Below are 15,103 nucleotides of genomic sequence, written 5' to 3' on the forward strand. Positions count from 1 at the left end.
CTAAAAACGGAGCACGTGCAACCTTCGCTGCTCGCCAGTGGTTACTCGATTGGCGTTATACGCACCAGACGCTGAGACAATTCGTCCATCAGCTTTTGTTCGCGCTTGTCTTCGAGCTGGCGGGCTTCATCGGCGTAGCGCTGCACCAGCTTGCGCAACCCTTCTACACGGGCGTAGGCCTGCTGCCAGGTTTCGCGAGCCTTGTTGAGGTTGTTCTCATGCCACACCAGACTTTGCCGTTGCTGGGTAACCGCGGTTTCCAGCTGATTAAGAAAGTACTGGTAGTTGCGCATCCATTGCCCACTCACACCCTGACTGCCGCGCTCGACCCATTGCGCCTGGTAGTCGCCACGAAAGTTTTCGAGATCGCCGAGCTTGCTGTTGGCCAGGTTGACCTGCCCCTGAAAGTGCCCAAGGCGCATGGCCGCCGCTTTTTCGGTTTTCTCGGCCATGTCGACCACAGGCGCAAGGCGCGCTGCTCTTCCATCCTTGGCCACGAATGGTTACCCGCCTGCTGCTGGAGCAAAAAGGGAGCCCAGATGACCTTCGCTTTCAGCCATGCCGATCTTGTCGTTAAGGCCTTGACGCAAGTAGCTCACCATCGCGGGCTGCAAGGCGATGGCCGTATCGGTTTCGCGGTCACCGCCCGGCACGTAGGCACCCACACTGATCAAGTCCCGCGCTTGCTGGAAGCGCGACCACAGTTGCTTGAACTGCTGAGCGCGGCGCATGTGCTCTACCGTCACCACCGCAGGCATGACCCGGCTGATAGAGGCTTCAATATCGATCGCCGGGTAATGGCCCTCTTCGGCCAAGCGCCGGGATAGCACGATATGACCGTCGAGCACGCCCCGCGCCGAGTCTGCAATCGGGTCTTGCTGGTCATCACCTTCGGACAGCACGGTGTAAAAGGCAGTAATGGAGCCGCCCCCTGCTTCGGCATTACCGGCGCGCTCGACCAGCTTGGGCAATTTGGCAAATACGGAGGGCGGATAACCCTTGGTGGCAGGGGGCTCGCCAATGGCCAGCGCGATTTCTCGCTGAGCCTGGGCGAATCGGGTGAGCGAGTCCATCAGCAACAGGACATTCTTGCCCTTGTCGCGAAAGTATTCAGCAATCCGCGTGCAGTACATCGCCGCACGCAAGCGCATCAACGGCGCATCATCGGCAGGCGAGGCGACCACCACCGAACGCTTGAGACCTTCTTCACCCAGACTGTGCTCGATGAACTCCTTCACCTCGCGGCCCCGCTCACCGATCAGGCCCACCACGATAATGTCGGCCTCGGTGAAGCGCGTCATCATCCCCAGCAGCACACTCTTGCCCACACCCGTACCGGCAAACAGGCCAAGCCGCTGACCGCGACCCACCGTCAATAGCCCGTTGATGCTGCGAATACCCACGTCCAGTGGCACGCTGATGGGATCGCGGTTGAGCGGGTTGATGGTTGGGCCGTCCATTGGCACCCAGTCCTCGGCTTTCATCCCGCCTTTGCCGTCCAGCGCCCTGCCCGCCCCGTCCAGCACACGCCCGAGCATGCTCATGCCCATGGGCAAGCGCCCGGTATCGGCTAACGGCACCACGCGGGCGCCCGGCGCGATCCCGGCGACACTGCCCACGGGCATCAGAAAAATCTTGCTGCCGGAAAAACCCATCACTTCAGCTTCGACTTCGACCGGATGAAAACTGTCGTCGTTGATCACCAGGCAACGGCTGCCCATCGCGGCACGCAGGCCTTCAGCTTCGAGGGTGAGACCGACCATGCGCAGCAGGCGACCTTCGACCACCGGCTGGGCAGGCAATGATACGGCCGGCGCATAGGTGCTCAGGCGCTTGGCAAAACTGGTTCGCTCAAGGCGCATCAGGGGTGTCCAGATTGACAGCGATGTCTGGCGCGGCCGGGTGCAGCGCTTGCTCGTGAAGCTGATCGAACAGTTGGCTCATCGCCCGCTTGATGCGCGTCTCGATACTGGCGTCGATACGACTGTGTTCAGTTTCAATGCGGCAACCACCGGGTTGCAGCGTGTCGTCTTCAACAATTCGCCAGCGCTCTTCATGGCGCTCGCGCAGGGCTTTGATCTGCTCAAAATCCTGGGGGTTGATAAACAGGCGGATATTGTCAGCCCCCATCGGCAACAGTTTCAGGCCTTCGCGCAGCACCTGTTCGATGAGCCGTGAGTCGGTTTTCATTTCGCGCTGGATGACCTGACGCGTCATGTGCTCCACCAGTCCGACCATGGCTTTTTCAAGCTGCATGTCCTGCTCGGCCAACGGCGCCATGAGGTTGTTCATCAAACGTTCGAGACTGGCCACCTTGGCCGTCAGTGCGGCCTCGGCCTCTTGACGCACCTTGAGCTGGGTACTGTGAAAACCTTCTTTTTCGCCGGTCGCGAAGCCATCGTTATAAGCCTCCTGACGGATGCTTTCGAGCTCTTCGAGGGTCAGTGGCTGGACTTCATCCAGTGGCACTTCTTCAACCTCGTCGACCACTTCTTCAACGGGCTCAGGCTCAGGCTCGACCGGCTCACGCCACGGGTCGAAGCTGGGCAGGCCCCACAGATCAAAAGCACCCACATCCTTGGCGCGAATCACATCTCCCGGAGAGTCACCGTTACTCACTTAGATCATCTCTTCGCCGCCCTTCCCGCCGAGAACGATTTCTCCGGCTTCGGCCATACGGCGGGCGATGGTGAGGATTTCCTTTTGCGCCGTCTCGACGTCACTGACGCGAACAGGGCCCTTGGCTTCGAGATCGTCGCGCAGCAGTTCGGCCGCACGCTTGGACATGTTCTTGAAGATTTTCTCCTGCACGTTGTCGTCAGACCCTTTGAGTGCCAGCACCAGCACATCGGAGGAGACTTCGCGCAGCAGCGCCTGAATACCGCGGTCGTCAACATCGGCCAGGTTGTTGAACACAAACATGAGGTCTTCGATCTGACCGGACAGGGTCTCGTCGATATCGCGAATCGAATCCATCAACTGCGCTTCTATCGAACTGTCGAGGAAGTTCATGATGTCAGCCGCACGCTTGATCCCGCCCAAAGAGGTGCGGGCCGAATTGGAGTTGCCGGAGAACTGTTTTTCGAGGATCTGGTTCAGTTCTTTGAGCGCTGCCGGCTGCACGGTATTGAGCGACGACACGCGCAGGATGATGTCCAGACGCGCTTTTTGATCAAAGTGGCCGAGCACTTCACCCGCCTGATCCGGGTCGAGGTACGCCACCACGATGGCTTGAATTTGCGGATGCTCGTAACGAATGACATCCGCCACCGCACGCGGCTCCATCCATTTCAGGCTGTCGAGGCCGCTGGTGTTGCCACCCAGCAAAATCCGGTCGATCAAGCCGTTGGCCTTGTCTTCGCCCAGCGCCGAGGTCAACATTTTGCGGATGTAGCTGTCGGAGCCAACGCCAAGGCTGGTTTGATCGCCGACAATCTCGACGAACTCGCTCATCACCTGCTCGACCTGCTCGCGGTGTACGTTGCGCATTTGCGCCATCGCCACACCCACCCGCTGGACCTCTTTGGGGCCCATATGTCGCAGCACCTGGGCCGCATCGGCTTCACCGAGTGACAGCAACAGGATCGCGGCCTTGTCGACGCGGCTCAGCTTGGCGTTCGCGGCGGCGCGGTTATCACTCATCGGCATTGATCCACTCTTTAACGACCTGAGCCACACGGCCCGGGTCTTCTGCTACCAGACTCTTGATGGCATTCAACTGTGCGTCATAGCCTTCGCTCGGGCTAGGCAACAGGATGCTTTTAGGCCCGCCCAGGCTGACCCGGTCGTTGGCCAGTTCGCCATCCAGACCGCCCATGCCGGCCAGCTCGGCGTCGCTGCCAATACCCGCCACTTGCTTGTTGCGACCATTGCCGGTGAGGTTATTGAGCACCGGGCGCAACACGCCAAACACCAGCACCAGAATAAACAGCACACCCAACCCTTGTTTCAGCACATCCCAGAACCAGGGTTGCGAATAAAACGGGATATCGGCTATGACTTCTGCGCGTTCGGCGGAGAACGGCACGTTGATCACACTGACGCTGTCACCCCGGCTGGCATCGAAACCCACGGCGTCCTGTACCAGACGGGTAAAGCGCGCCAGTTGGTCGCTGGTCCATGGCACCTGGGTAATTTCACCGTTAGCGGGGTTGACGTTGACCTTGTCGTCGATCACCACGGCCACCGACAGGCGATTGACCTTGCCCTGCTGCTGCTTGGTGTGACTGATGGAGCGGTCGAGCTCAAAGTTGCGCGTCGACTGCGTGCGTTTGTCCGCCGGGTACGGCGCGAGCATGGGCTGGCCGGTGGCCGGGTCCATGATCTGCTGACCGTTGGCATCAAGCAAAGGCTGGCCGGGCTGAACCATGCCAGCGCCCGCACCGGCGGCTTGCCCCGTTTGCTGCGGTGCCGTGGCCGGGCCAGGCGGCTGATTGCTCAACGCCCCCGGGACGCCTTGCGGACCATTGCTGGCAGTGCGCTGCTCGTTGGTCGATTGCTCGCTGCGCAGCGCCGGTTGATCCGGGTTGAACTGTTCGGAAGTGGACTCGACTGCGCTGAAATCGACATCGGCGGATACTTCAGCCTTGTAGCGGTCGTTGCCCAGCACCGGTTGCAGGATGTTGTGCACGCGCTGGGTGAGCAGGCCTTCCATGCGGCGGCTGTAATCGAACTGCTTGCCGGCCATGGTCAATTCGGAGTTTTCCGATTGATCAGACAGCAGATTGCCCTTTTGGTCGACAACCGTGATCTGCGACTTGCTCAGTTCAGGAACACTGGTGGCCACCAGATTGATAATGGCCAATACCTGCCCCGGCTCAAGCGAACGCCCGGCGTACAGCTCGACCAGCACCGAGGCGCTGGGCTTGCGTTCGTCACGGACAAAGACCGAGCTTTTGGGGATGGCCAGGTGCACGCGGGCAGCCTTGACGTTGTTCAGGCTGGAAATGGTGCGAGCCAGTTCGCCTTCAAGACCGCGGCGGTAGCGCGTGGCTTCCATGAACTGGCTGGTGCCCAGGCCTTGATCCTTGTCGAGGATTTCAAAGCCGATATTGCTGTCGGTCGGCGTGACTCCGGCGGCGGCGAGCTTGAGGCGCGCACGGGCAACGTCATCGGCCTTGACCAGCAAGGCTCCCGAGTTTGGCTCAACGGTGTAGGCAATGTCGGCGGCGGCCAGGGTTTCGGTGACCTGCTTGGCGTCCATACCGGCCAGACTGCCGTATAGCGGCCGGTAGTCGGGCTGTTGCGACCACAGGACTACAGCAAAGCCGATTGCCACGCTTGCTGCCAGACCGACCATAAGGCCGACCTGACGCAACATGGTCATATCGGCCAGGTTGTCCAGAAAGGAAAGACCAAACAGCGGGGGCTTGCCGCCCGCCGGGCCGGTATTGGCCGGAACGTTATCCGTGAGTGCATCTGCCATGACTTGATATCGCCCTTAAACCGGCATCTGCATGATGTCTTGGTACGATTGAACCAGCTTGTTTCGTACCTGAGTCAAAGCCTGGAATGAAACGCTGGCCTTTTGCGAGGCGATCATCACATCCGTCAGGTCGACACCACTCTTGCCGATCTCAAAAGCGTTAGAGAGTTGAGTCGACGCCTGCTGAGTATCGCTGACCTTATTGATCGCGTTACCGAGCATGTCGGAGAAGCTGCTGGCACCCGCTTCAGGCGCGGCTTGCACAGACGATTTCGATTGCGCCATAGCGTCCATTTGCATGGCCCGCATATCCAACATCAATCGATTAAATTCAATACCTTGGCTCATGGACCACTGCCTCCGACAACCCGCATTTTTTTGACGCTGGGACAACGCTTACTGGGTTAAAGCAACAAAGATGCCAGCTCTATGCCACATAGTGTGATTAACGTAACAAAACGTCGCGTCTGCGGATTGAAATCAAGATCAACCCTCACCCCAACCCTCTCCCAAAAGGAGAGGGAGCTTTACCGAGCTGAATTCGGATTCAGTGTCTGCGCATAAGATGAATGATCCCCCGATCAGCCCCTCTTCTTCCGGGAGAGAGAGCTTTACCGAGCCGCATTCGGATTCAGTGCCTGCGCTCAAGGTGAATGATCGCTAGAACATCCCCCAATCAGTCCCCTCTCCCTCCGGGAGAGGGTTAGGGCAACTAGCTCGACGCAAACAGATACGCCTCTACATCCATCCCGGCGTCACGCATTTGCGCCAGCTTGTAGCGCAAGGTACGCGGGCTAATACCCAGTCGCTCAGCAGCTTCCTTGCGCCGCCCGCGCTCGTTGCGCAGGGTATCGATAATCATCTGAAACTCACGACGGCGCAGGTCTTCACCCAACGCCCCGGCGCCATCACCCGCATCAACCGGCAAGGTTTCGACCAGCACCGGCAACGGCGCACAAGCCACCGGCCCGGCCAGGCAAAAATCGGCCGCCTCGATCAAACCACCCTGCTGCAAAATCAGCGCGCGCTGGAGCGCATTGTCCAGCTCACGCACATTGCCCGGCCACGGGTAGCCGGTCAGGGTCGCTTTGGCCTGAGACGAGAAACGTACCGTGGTGTGCTTCATTTTGCTGATGTGCCTGGCCAGCATGCGCTCGGCCAACGGCAGAATATCCGCGGTGCGCTCGCGCAAGGGACGCCAGGCCAGCGGAAATACCGAAAGCCGGTAAAACAAATCTTCACGAAAGCGCCCCGCTGCCACTTCGGCGGCAAGATCCCGGTTGGTCGTGGCGACCACCCGAATATCCAGCGCAATCGGCTTGCGCCCGCCCACCCGCTCCACTTCGCGCTCTTGCAACACCCGCAGTAATTTGGCCTGCAAACTCAGGGGCATTTCGGAAATCTCGTCGAGCAACAACGTACCGCCGTCCGCTTGCTCGAACTTGCCAGCCTGCGCCGCGATGGCGCCGGTAAAGGAACCCTTCTCATGACCAAACAAGGTGGCTTCAAGCATGTTGTCGGGAATGGCTGCGCAGTTGATCGCGACAAAGGGCTGCTCGGCACGGCTCGAATGCTGATGGATGTAGCGGGCCAGCACTTCTTTACCCGTGCCCGACTCGCCCGAAATCAATACCGTCGAATCACTGCGCGCCACCCGAGCGGCCAACTCCAGCAGTTGCACACTGGCCGGCTCAACCGCCACCGGGCCAAGCGTGTCGACCACACCCAGACTGCCCAGTGCGTGGCGAGCCACCAGATCCAGCAACGCCTTGGGCTCAAACGGCTTTACCAGATAATCGGCCGCCCCTTGACGCATCGCGTCAACAGCACGCTCAACGGCACCGTGCGCCGTCATCAATAACACCGGCAACTGTGGCTGAGTCGCACGTAAACGGCCGAGCAGTTGATGACCATCCATGCCGGGCATATTGACGTCGCTGACCACCAGACTGAATGGCTGCTCGGCCACTGCCAGCAACGCCTCTTCTGCCGAAGCCACAGCATAAAAACCATGACCAGCCAGCATCAGCGTGTCCACCAGGGCTTCACGCAAAGCGTGATCGTCTTCGACCAACAGGACTTTGATTCGCATGACCATCAGTTGTGCTCCGGCGCGGCGTGGATCAACGGCAAGCTCATCAGCACACAGGTGCCGCGCTCCAGTCGCGAACGCATGTGCAATTGCCCTTGATGCGCCCGCACCACCGCATTGACCACCGCCAACCCCAACCCGGTGCCCGTGGCTTTGGTGGTGAAAAAAGGCTCGCCCAGTCGCTCCAGCACGCCGGGCGCAATGCCACTGCCACTGTCACTCACGCACAGGCGCAACGCCGCGCCCCGCGCATACAGGTGCACTTTAAGGCGCACCTGAGGCGTGCCGGCTTGCAGAGCGTTTTCAATCAGATTCAGCAACGCCCCGACCAGCGTGTCTCGATTGCACAACAGTTGCCCCTCATGAGCATCACACTGCCAGCGGATGGCCACACCCTGAACATGAACCTGGGCGGCCGACTGCAGTGCTTGCATCAAGGCAGCGGGCGACACCCTGTCCGCCAATGGCAGTTCACCACGGGCAAACACCAGCATGTCACGCACCTGATGCTCCAGCTCATGCAGCCGCTCTTTAAGGCGACCGGCAAAACGCTGCTGGGTCTGCACCGGCAGCTCCTGCTCAGTCAAATGACTGGCGTAGATCAACGCGGCGGACAACGGCGTGCGAATCTGGTGGGCCAACGAGGCCACCATGCGGCCCAGTGATGACAGGCGCTCATGGCGCGCGAGCTGGTCCTGCAAACGACGGGTTTGTGTCAGATCATTGAGCAGCACTAACTGCCCGGGCTCTGCATCCAGCGAACGGGTGGCAATCGACAGACGCCGACCATCCGTGAGCGACACTTCGTGACCATCATCCTCACGAGGCGCAAAGCAGCGAGTAATCACCTGCCGCCACAACTCGCCTTGCAGCGGCTCACCCAGCAGTTCAATGGCGGCCGGATTGGCCTCGCGCACATGACCGCGATCATCGATAACGATGACCCCGCCTGGCAACAGATCAAGGAGGTTTTGCAGCCGGTTGGCCAGCCGTTCTTTCTCGGCCAGCTCAGTCATGCGCTGGGCACTGACCACGGCCAGCTCACCTTTAAGCTCAGCCACACGGGCTTCGAGCAGGCTGTAGGAATCGCTCAACTGAGTCGACATTTCATTGAACAGCGAGAACGCTTGCTCCAGTCCTTCGCGACGGGCTGGCTGCGTTGCAAGCGGGAGGCCCTGCCCTGCAAGATCAGGGGCCGAGGCGTGTTGGGCAGTATGGGGCATGAGGCATTCTCGCTTGGCTGACCGTCATAAAACGGTTCGTTACACCAAGCAAAGCAATACCCGTGCCTGAAACTCTGATGCAGACCTGCAGCCACTGCCGAAGCCCACGAAGGGCTGCGCTGCGGCCCGGATTTAAACGCGAAGGGTCAATCGTCCAACTGCTCTTCGCCTTCGCGACGGCTCATGCCGTATTTGCGCATTTTTTCGACCAGGGTGGTACGTCGAATGCGCAGGCGTTCGGCCGCCCGTGCAACGATGCCGTTGGCATCGTCCAGCGCTTGCTGGATCAACCCCTGCTCCAGGCCGCCCAGGTAATCCTTGAGGTCAAGCCCTTCGGGCGGCAGCATCGCAGAGGAACTGAAGTCAGGCACGCTGTTATTGATCGCTACCCGCTCCTCCATTTCACTGAACATCGGGTCCGGAGCCTGCTCGTCATCGTCGTCTACATAGCGGAATTTCTTCGGCAGCTCAGCAACCCCAATCACACCATACGGATGCATGATCGCCATACGCTCGACCAGGTTGGCCAACTCTCGGACGTTGCCCGGCCAGGCGTGTCGGCACAACGACATGATCGAGACAGAGTTAAAGCGAATCGAACCGCGCTTTTCATGCTCCATGCGCGAAATCAACTCGTTCATCAACAACGGGATGTCTTCGACACGCTCACGCAACGGCGCCATTTCGATCGGGAAAACATTGAGGCGGTAATACAAGTCTTCGCGAAAAGCGCCGACTTCAATCATGCTTTCGAGGTTTTTGTGCGTAGCGGCAATAATGCGCACATCCGCGCTCTGGGTCTTGTTGCTACCCACACGCTCAAAGGTGCGCTCCTGCAATACACGCAGCAGTTTGACCTGCATCGGCAGTGGCATATCACCGATTTCATCAAGAAACAGCGTGCCGCCATTGGCCAGCTCAAAACGCCCGGCACGGCTGGTGATGGCGCCGGTGAAGGCGCCCTTCTCATGACCAAACAATTCGCTTTCGAGCAACTCGGCAGGAATTGCCCCGCAGTTGACCGGCACAAACGGTGCGTCGCGGCGCTTGGAGTGGTAGTGCAAATTGCGCGCGACCACTTCCTTGCCCGTGCCGGATTCACCGAGGATCAATACGCTGGCGTCGGTATCGGCCACCTGCTGCATCATTTGACGCACGTGCTGAATGGCACGGCTGGTACCGACCAGGCTACGAAACAGGTTGGGTTCACGGTGACGGCCGCGCTCGCGAGCCTTGTCGTACATCTCGCGATAGACTTGGGCGCGGTGCAGGGAATCAAGCAATTTGCTGTAGCTGGGGGGCATTTCAAGGCTGGACAGAACACGGCGACGTTGGTCTTCAGGCAACTCTGCCGAAGAAATTTCACCTAAAAGCATAATGGGAAGGAACTCATCCCACTCTGCCACTGTCTTAAGCAAGCTCGAAATGCCGCCAGCGATGTTTACAGCGCCTACCAGCACACACAGCACCTCGCGACTGGAGGTCAGCAGACTGACATCTTGTTCCCATGCGTGGCTGGTGCTGGCTAAATTTTCTTCGCCCAGAAAATTTAGAATCACCGCCAGATCACGGCGGCGTACGCTATCGTCATCGATAAGCAGAATTTTGGTTTCACGCCACATGCAATAGCAACTTCCCTAGTCAGCTCAATACCCGGATGGCAGGGCATTATTTAGCCGCCCTACCCTGTTGGATGCTTAGGACGACTGAAACAGGATACAGCACTAGTTAAGTCATAAACCTACATACAGTCAAATTTATGGCGCACTGCGTCAATAAACCACACATTTTTTATGCCTTAACCGAATAGATGGTAAACCTTTGATGCATTTTTTGCTTGGTTGATCTGAGACATCTGATCGACCAACTGCTGCCGCTCGCCTGTCGCAGCCTCCAACAGCATGCGATAAACCACCAACAACCCCTCCAGATTCTCGCGCAGTACAGCCTCGTCCACCGGCGCTTCATCCAGAACGCTCTCGACCGACTGGCGACAGGCCAAATCCAACTCGCCAATAGCCTCCCAATTGCGCTCTGCCAGGGCATTGACCAGCGCATCACGGGTTTCTTGAATTCGTTGCAATTGGCTCATAACGCACTCCTCGGCTACTCAGGCGGTTTTACTCAGGCGCGATCTCATCCCAACCACTTTTAACCGTAATCAACAAACGAGCGACTTCGTCGATGATTTCGGGATCGTTTTTCAGGTTGGCTTGAAGCAGGCGCGAGCCCATGTATTCGTACAGATCATCCAGCTGACGAATCGAAGCCGGGTCTTCGGCCTTTTTTTCATCCAGCCCCTGACGCAGCCCGACAATGATGTCGATGGCCTTGCCGAGCAATTCGCCTTTTTGCGCAATATCTCCGCGCTCCATTGCCCCTTTGGCCTGAGCCATGCGATCAAGCCCACCCTGCATCAGCATTTGCACCAACCGATGCGGGCTGGCCTCGGAGATCTGAGCGTGGGAATTGACCTTCTGGTACTGGCGAAGGGCTCTCATGGGATTCATGTTTCTACCTCGTAACAGGGACCGCTGGAAATATAAGCGCTTGAAATAAACGACTGAAAAGACGCCACTGTGTTGTATGTCGACGTGACGACACAGAACTTGAGCGCGGCTTATCAGGTCGATTTAGGATTGTTCAGCGAGTTCAGCGTAGTCATCATGCTGGTGGCCGATGCCGTGATCTGAGCGACCAGCGTGTCCATCGCGTTGTATTTGGCCATCAACGACAGCTGCAGGCTGTCCATGCGTGTTTCCAGCGCTGTCTGCTGCTTGGTCAGGTCATTGAGACTGGTGGTCAAACTGGCGGAACGCGCCGCGAGGATGCCGGTATTGCTTCGCGCATAGTCAGCCGTCGAGTTTTGCAGGCGCATCAGCAAGCCTTTGTCACCGGTGAAAATGGTTTTGAGATCTGACGCATTGGTGGCTACCGCGGCATCCCACTTCTTGTCGTTGATCTCGAGCAAACCCGAGGTCTGGTTGGTGCTCACACCAAACTGCGCCAGCGACTTCAATTCACCGGTGCCCGACATGGCATTGAGTTCATTGCGCAAGGTTGATGTCAGGGTGCGCATGGTGGCATCCCCGGTCAACGCACCTGCGGTCTGCGTGCCGTCTTCGCTCTTGGTGACTTTGGTCTCGGCATTGATTGCCGTCAGCAAGGCGTTGTACGTATCTACAAAGCCCTTGACCGCCGACTTGAGCTGAGTCGAGCTGGTGGACACCGACACCGTGGTCGCAGCGGCGCCGCTGGCGGTTGGCGCAATCAACTGAAGACTGACACCACTGATCGCGTCGGCAATGTTATTGGTCCTGGACACCATTTCGATGCCGTCGATGCTGTACAGGGCGTTTTGTGGCGGGTCGATCACCTTGAAGGCGTCTTCCAGGCCACTGTCACCTTCCAGACTGAGGTCGCTGCCCTCGCCCATGGTAGTCGTGGTCAAGACCATGCGCGACCCATTGGCGTCGGTCAGGATGTTGGCACTGATGCCCTTGGCGCCGTACTGGCTGTTGATCGAGTCGCGCACCTGCTGCAAGGTCGCCCCGGCCGGTACGCTGACATCAAACTTGGTATCGCCCTGTTTGATGATCAGATTGCTCGGCGTGGAGCCTTTATTGACGACTGAACTGGCGCCCTTGTCGTAAACCTTGGTGGAGATTTTAGACGCGGTAGCCAATTGCTCGACTTTAAGCGCGAAGCTGCCGTTGGACGCACTGCCGCTCAAGGTCACCTTGGCGGTTTTCTCATCCGACGAGGTGGCGGTCAAACCGCCGAAAATGGTGGTGGTGTTCATCGTGGCCAGGGCCGAGCGGAAATTGCTCAAGGCCGACTGCACCTTACCGATGGACGACAGCGTGGTGGTTGCTTTCAGTGATTGGTTGTTGATTTGTGTTTGCTTGGGCGCTTTTTCAGCCGCAACCAACGACTTTACAATCGCCTGAGTATCGACGTTCGAACCGATACCGCTAACCGTAGTACCTGCCATCATCCTTCTCCTTATCCAGTGGCTGCTGTTTTGTTGACGAACAACGCCTCAAGACAAACAGCAACAAATTTCGTGCCAGCTCAGGCCTTGCTTTCAAACAGCAGGCTGTTGGCATTGGTCAAACTTTGCGCCAGTTTCAGCGCGGCTTCCGAGGGAAGCTGACGGATCACTTCACCACTGTCAGTGGCAATCACCTTGACCACCACCACGCCGGTGGAGTCATCGATGGAGAAATCCAGATTGCGCTGAGTCGATTGCACAAACTCGCGAATATCCGTGACGGCTTTCTCCAGCTCATCGCGCTGGGGGATGCGGTCCGCTTCAACGCTTTCAGCCTTGGGCTGAGCGTTGGCAGCCGATGGGTTCAGCACCTGCACTGGTGCGGAGTAAGCGTGGTTCAGCTTGACACTCATGTCCATGACGCTGCCCTCTTCACTGAAAACACAAAAGGGCGCGTAAACGCGCCCCTCCGTTTGTTACCAAGCGCTGGAATTACTGAAGCAGTTTCAGTACAGCGGAAGGCAGCTGGTTAGCCTGGGACAGGATTGCAGTGGAAGCCTGTTGCAGGGTTTGTTGCTTGGTCAGCTGAGCGGTTTCCGATGCGAAGTCAACGTCCTGGATCGCGCCACGTGCCGCAGTGGAGTTGTCCGAGATGCTGCGCAGGTTGGAAACAGTGCTGTCGAAACGGTTTTGCACGGCACCCAGGTCAGCACGCTGGGAGTCGATGTTGGCGATCGCTTGAGTGATAACAGCGATGGCGTCTTGTGCGCCGGCAGCGGTGGTTACGCTGGTGTCGGCGATGGTGGTTTTTTTGGAAGCTGCAGTTCCATCAGCGCCAAGAGTTCCTGCAGCAAAAAGGCCGCCAACGCCAGTTCCGCTCAGCGAATAACCTTTAGAAGAATCCAGTGCAATAGCACCAGTAGCAATGGTCTTCGCAGTACCAGCTGCCAACGCTGTCGCATCGTCAGCATATTTGCCAGCACCATCTTTGGTGTTAACCGAAATGCCCGCAGCGCCTGTAGCACTGGTAAATTCGAAGTTTTCACCCGAGTCGGATTTGATAGACAATGTGCCAGCAGAGCTATCGTAGTTAACACTGATACCCAGCTTGGCAGCGTTGGAGTTCAACTGATCTGCCAAACTATCAAGGTCGGTTACACCAACAAAATCAACGTCTTGAGTACCAACTTTCAAGTTGAAGCTTGCTGGCGCGGTGGCACTCGCACCGGCAGTAGCAGAAATCGACAATTGCGCTTCGGTGCTCGCAGTGGCAGCCAGGCCACCTACAGCACCGTTCAGCAATTTAGCAACTTCTTTGGCAGAAGCCCCGTCAGTCTTCATCTCTACTTCAGTCGTTGTACCGGCACCTGTAACGTTGATTTTGCCAGCTTTCAAGCCAGTGGCATCCGGCACAATAGCAAGACTTTTGATCTGCTGTGAACCGATGTTGTTAGCCGACACATCACCCATGGTCATGTTGATGGTCTGGTTGGCGTTGGCACCGATCTGGAAAGCGGTGGTACCGAACGAGCCGTCCAGCAGGTTCTTGCCACCGAAGGTGGTGGTGGTTGCAATACGGGTCAGTTCCGAAGTCAGGGCCGCGTACTGGGCGTTGTTCGACTTGCGGTCTTCTGCACTCAGGGAACCGTTGGCAGACGACAGAGCCAGGGTACGCATGGTTTGCAGAATGTTGGTGGATTCCTGCATTGCGCCTTCAGCGGTTTGCGCAATGGAGATACCGTCACCGGCGTTCTTGATCGCTGTGCCCAGGCCGTTGATCTGGCTGGTCAGACGGTTGGAGATTTGCAGGCCGGCCGCATCGTCTTTAGCGCTGTTGATACGCAGGCCGGAAGACAGGCGCTGCATGGAAGTCGACAGAGCAGTCGAGGATTTGTTCAGGTTGTTCTGAACATTCAGCGATGCAAGGTTGGTGTTTACGGTTAAAGCCATGACGAAATCCTCACTGGGTAATTACTGCGGCTTCCGGCCCTGGCAACCGCCGGGTGTGGCCTAGAGAACCTTCGTAATAGTTATCGTCGTCAATGCACGTTGCTTGAGGGCTTTTTTCGATTTTTTTAATGGCCGTGGGCCATCCCTTGTATTTCAGGGGGTTAGCGGGGTTTTTAGACCGGGGTAAGCCTGGGACACAGCCCTCACCCTAGCCCTCTCCCAGAGGGAGAGGGAACTTGATCGGTGTCGTTGCGCACACCTGCTTTTGCTTTTAGTCCCTCTCCCTCCGGGAGTGTATGGACCGGGGACATCGCGAACACTTTGTTCGGAGACATAGCGAACAGTTAGCGAAGCGATTTCCCTGATATTACAACCTTGGTCACTCTGTCAATTTGAGCAATACGATGGCTTCCCCAGAA

General features: G+C 57.9%; 14 protein-coding genes. All 14 read right to left on the reverse strand.

Features of this window, described 5'->3' with window-relative positions:
• Positions 1-41 precede the first annotated feature (41 nt).
• Complete coding sequence (fliJ, locus tag EQV93_RS09050; RefSeq protein ID WP_146383708.1) at positions 42-497, reverse strand: flagellar export protein FliJ; 456 nt, start codon at positions 495-497, stop codon at positions 42-44.
• A 6-nt stretch (positions 498-503) separates the two neighbouring features.
• Positions 504-1,862 carry a flagellar protein export ATPase FliI gene (gene fliI, locus EQV93_RS09055; RefSeq protein ID WP_240891396.1) on the reverse strand — a complete coding sequence of 453 codons (1,359 nt, stop codon included), beginning with the start codon at positions 1,860-1,862 and terminating at the stop codon, positions 504-506.
• Positions 1,852-2,619, reverse strand: a complete 768-nt coding sequence (gene fliH / locus EQV93_RS09060) for a flagellar assembly protein FliH (protein WP_122783026.1) — start codon at positions 2,617-2,619, stop codon at positions 1,852-1,854. Before fliH ends, fliI begins: the two co-directional genes overlap by 11 nt.
• A complete protein-coding gene (gene fliG, locus EQV93_RS09065) occupies positions 2,620-3,642 on the reverse strand; it encodes a flagellar motor switch protein FliG (RefSeq protein ID WP_122783060.1) in 1,023 nt (340 codons plus the stop codon).
• Positions 3,635-5,425, reverse strand: coding sequence for a flagellar basal-body MS-ring/collar protein FliF (gene fliF, locus EQV93_RS09070; protein WP_122783027.1), 1,791 nt, complete (start codon positions 5,423-5,425; stop codon positions 3,635-3,637). The genes fliG and fliF overlap by 8 nt, the downstream gene beginning before the upstream one ends.
• A gap of 15 nt (positions 5,426-5,440) precedes the next feature.
• Positions 5,441-5,773 (reverse strand): flagellar hook-basal body complex protein FliE, encoded by a 333-nt coding sequence (gene fliE, locus EQV93_RS09075; RefSeq protein WP_122783028.1) that lies wholly within the window; start codon positions 5,771-5,773, stop codon positions 5,441-5,443.
• Positions 5,774-6,137: 364 nt separating this feature from the next.
• Positions 6,138-7,517 carry a sigma-54-dependent transcriptional regulator gene (locus tag EQV93_RS09080; protein WP_240891413.1) on the reverse strand — a complete coding sequence of 460 codons (1,380 nt, stop codon included), beginning with the start codon at positions 7,515-7,517 and terminating at the stop codon, positions 6,138-6,140.
• A 5-nt stretch (positions 7,518-7,522) separates the two neighbouring features.
• On the reverse strand, positions 7,523-8,740 hold the full coding sequence (locus tag EQV93_RS09085; RefSeq protein ID WP_240891397.1) for a sensor histidine kinase: 1,218 nt from the start codon (positions 8,738-8,740) through the stop codon (positions 7,523-7,525).
• Positions 8,741-8,886: 146 nt separating this feature from the next.
• Positions 8,887-10,362 (reverse strand): sigma-54 dependent transcriptional regulator, encoded by a 1,476-nt coding sequence (locus EQV93_RS09090; RefSeq protein WP_146383712.1) that lies wholly within the window; start codon positions 10,360-10,362, stop codon positions 8,887-8,889.
• Between the two features lie 176 nt (positions 10,363-10,538).
• The gene (locus EQV93_RS09095) at positions 10,539-10,832 is read right to left on the reverse strand and encodes a flagellar protein FliT (RefSeq protein WP_240891398.1); all 294 of its coding nucleotides are present in this window, start codon (positions 10,830-10,832) and stop codon (positions 10,539-10,541) included.
• A gap of 28 nt (positions 10,833-10,860) precedes the next feature.
• On the reverse strand, positions 10,861-11,250 hold the full coding sequence (gene fliS / locus EQV93_RS09100) for a flagellar export chaperone FliS (protein ID WP_122783032.1): 390 nt from the start codon (positions 11,248-11,250) through the stop codon (positions 10,861-10,863).
• 113 nt (positions 11,251-11,363) lie between these two features.
• Entirely contained in the window at positions 11,364-12,734 is a 1,371-nt protein-coding gene (gene fliD, locus EQV93_RS09105; protein ID WP_240891399.1) for a flagellar filament capping protein FliD, read from the reverse strand.
• Positions 12,735-12,814: 80 nt separating this feature from the next.
• Positions 12,815-13,153, reverse strand: a complete 339-nt coding sequence (locus EQV93_RS09110; RefSeq protein ID WP_146383715.1) for a flagellar protein FlaG — start codon at positions 13,151-13,153, stop codon at positions 12,815-12,817.
• A 73-nt stretch (positions 13,154-13,226) separates the two neighbouring features.
• Positions 13,227-14,684, reverse strand: coding sequence for a flagellin N-terminal helical domain-containing protein (locus EQV93_RS09115; protein ID WP_240891400.1), 1,458 nt, complete (start codon positions 14,682-14,684; stop codon positions 13,227-13,229).
• Positions 14,685-15,103 lie beyond the last annotated feature (419 nt).

Source organism: Pseudomonas sp. TMW22091 (genome assembly GCF_022496705.1).
Taxonomy (GTDB): Bacteria; Pseudomonadota; Gammaproteobacteria; order Pseudomonadales; family Pseudomonadaceae; genus Aquipseudomonas; species Aquipseudomonas saxonica.

Excerpts from the sequence above, each read along its gene's own strand:
- fliS (WP_122783032.1), bottom strand. The coding sequence starts at position 11,250 with ATGAATCCCATGAGAGCCCTTCGCCAGTACCAGAAGGTCAATTCCCAC.
- EQV93_RS09115 (WP_240891400.1), bottom strand. The coding sequence starts at position 14,684 with ATGGCTTTAACCGTAAACACCAACCTTGCATCGCTGAATGTTCAGAAC.
- fliD (WP_240891399.1), bottom strand. The coding sequence starts at position 12,734 with ATGGCAGGTACTACGGTTAGCGGTATCGGTTCGAACGTCGATACTCAG.
- fliE (WP_122783028.1), bottom strand. The coding sequence starts at position 5,773 with ATGAGCCAAGGTATTGAATTTAATCGATTGATGTTGGATATGCGGGCC.
- fliI (WP_240891396.1), bottom strand. The coding sequence starts at position 1,862 with ATGCGCCTTGAGCGAACCAGTTTTGCCAAGCGCCTGAGCACCTATGCG.
- EQV93_RS09095 (WP_240891398.1), bottom strand. The coding sequence starts at position 10,832 with ATGAGCCAATTGCAACGAATTCAAGAAACCCGTGATGCGCTGGTCAAT.
- EQV93_RS09080 (WP_240891413.1), bottom strand. The coding sequence starts at position 7,517 with ATGCGAATCAAAGTCCTGTTGGTCGAAGACGATCACGCTTTGCGTGAA.
- EQV93_RS09090 (WP_146383712.1), bottom strand. The coding sequence starts at position 10,362 with ATGTGGCGTGAAACCAAAATTCTGCTTATCGATGACGATAGCGTACGC.
- EQV93_RS09110 (WP_146383715.1), bottom strand. The coding sequence starts at position 13,153 with ATGGACATGAGTGTCAAGCTGAACCACGCTTACTCCGCACCAGTGCAG.
- fliF (WP_122783027.1), bottom strand. The coding sequence starts at position 5,425 with ATGGCAGATGCACTCACGGATAACGTTCCGGCCAATACCGGCCCGGCG.
- EQV93_RS09085 (WP_240891397.1), bottom strand. The coding sequence starts at position 8,740 with ATGCCCCATACTGCCCAACACGCCTCGGCCCCTGATCTTGCAGGGCAG.
- fliG (WP_122783060.1), bottom strand. The coding sequence starts at position 3,642 with ATGAGTGATAACCGCGCCGCCGCGAACGCCAAGCTGAGCCGCGTCGAC.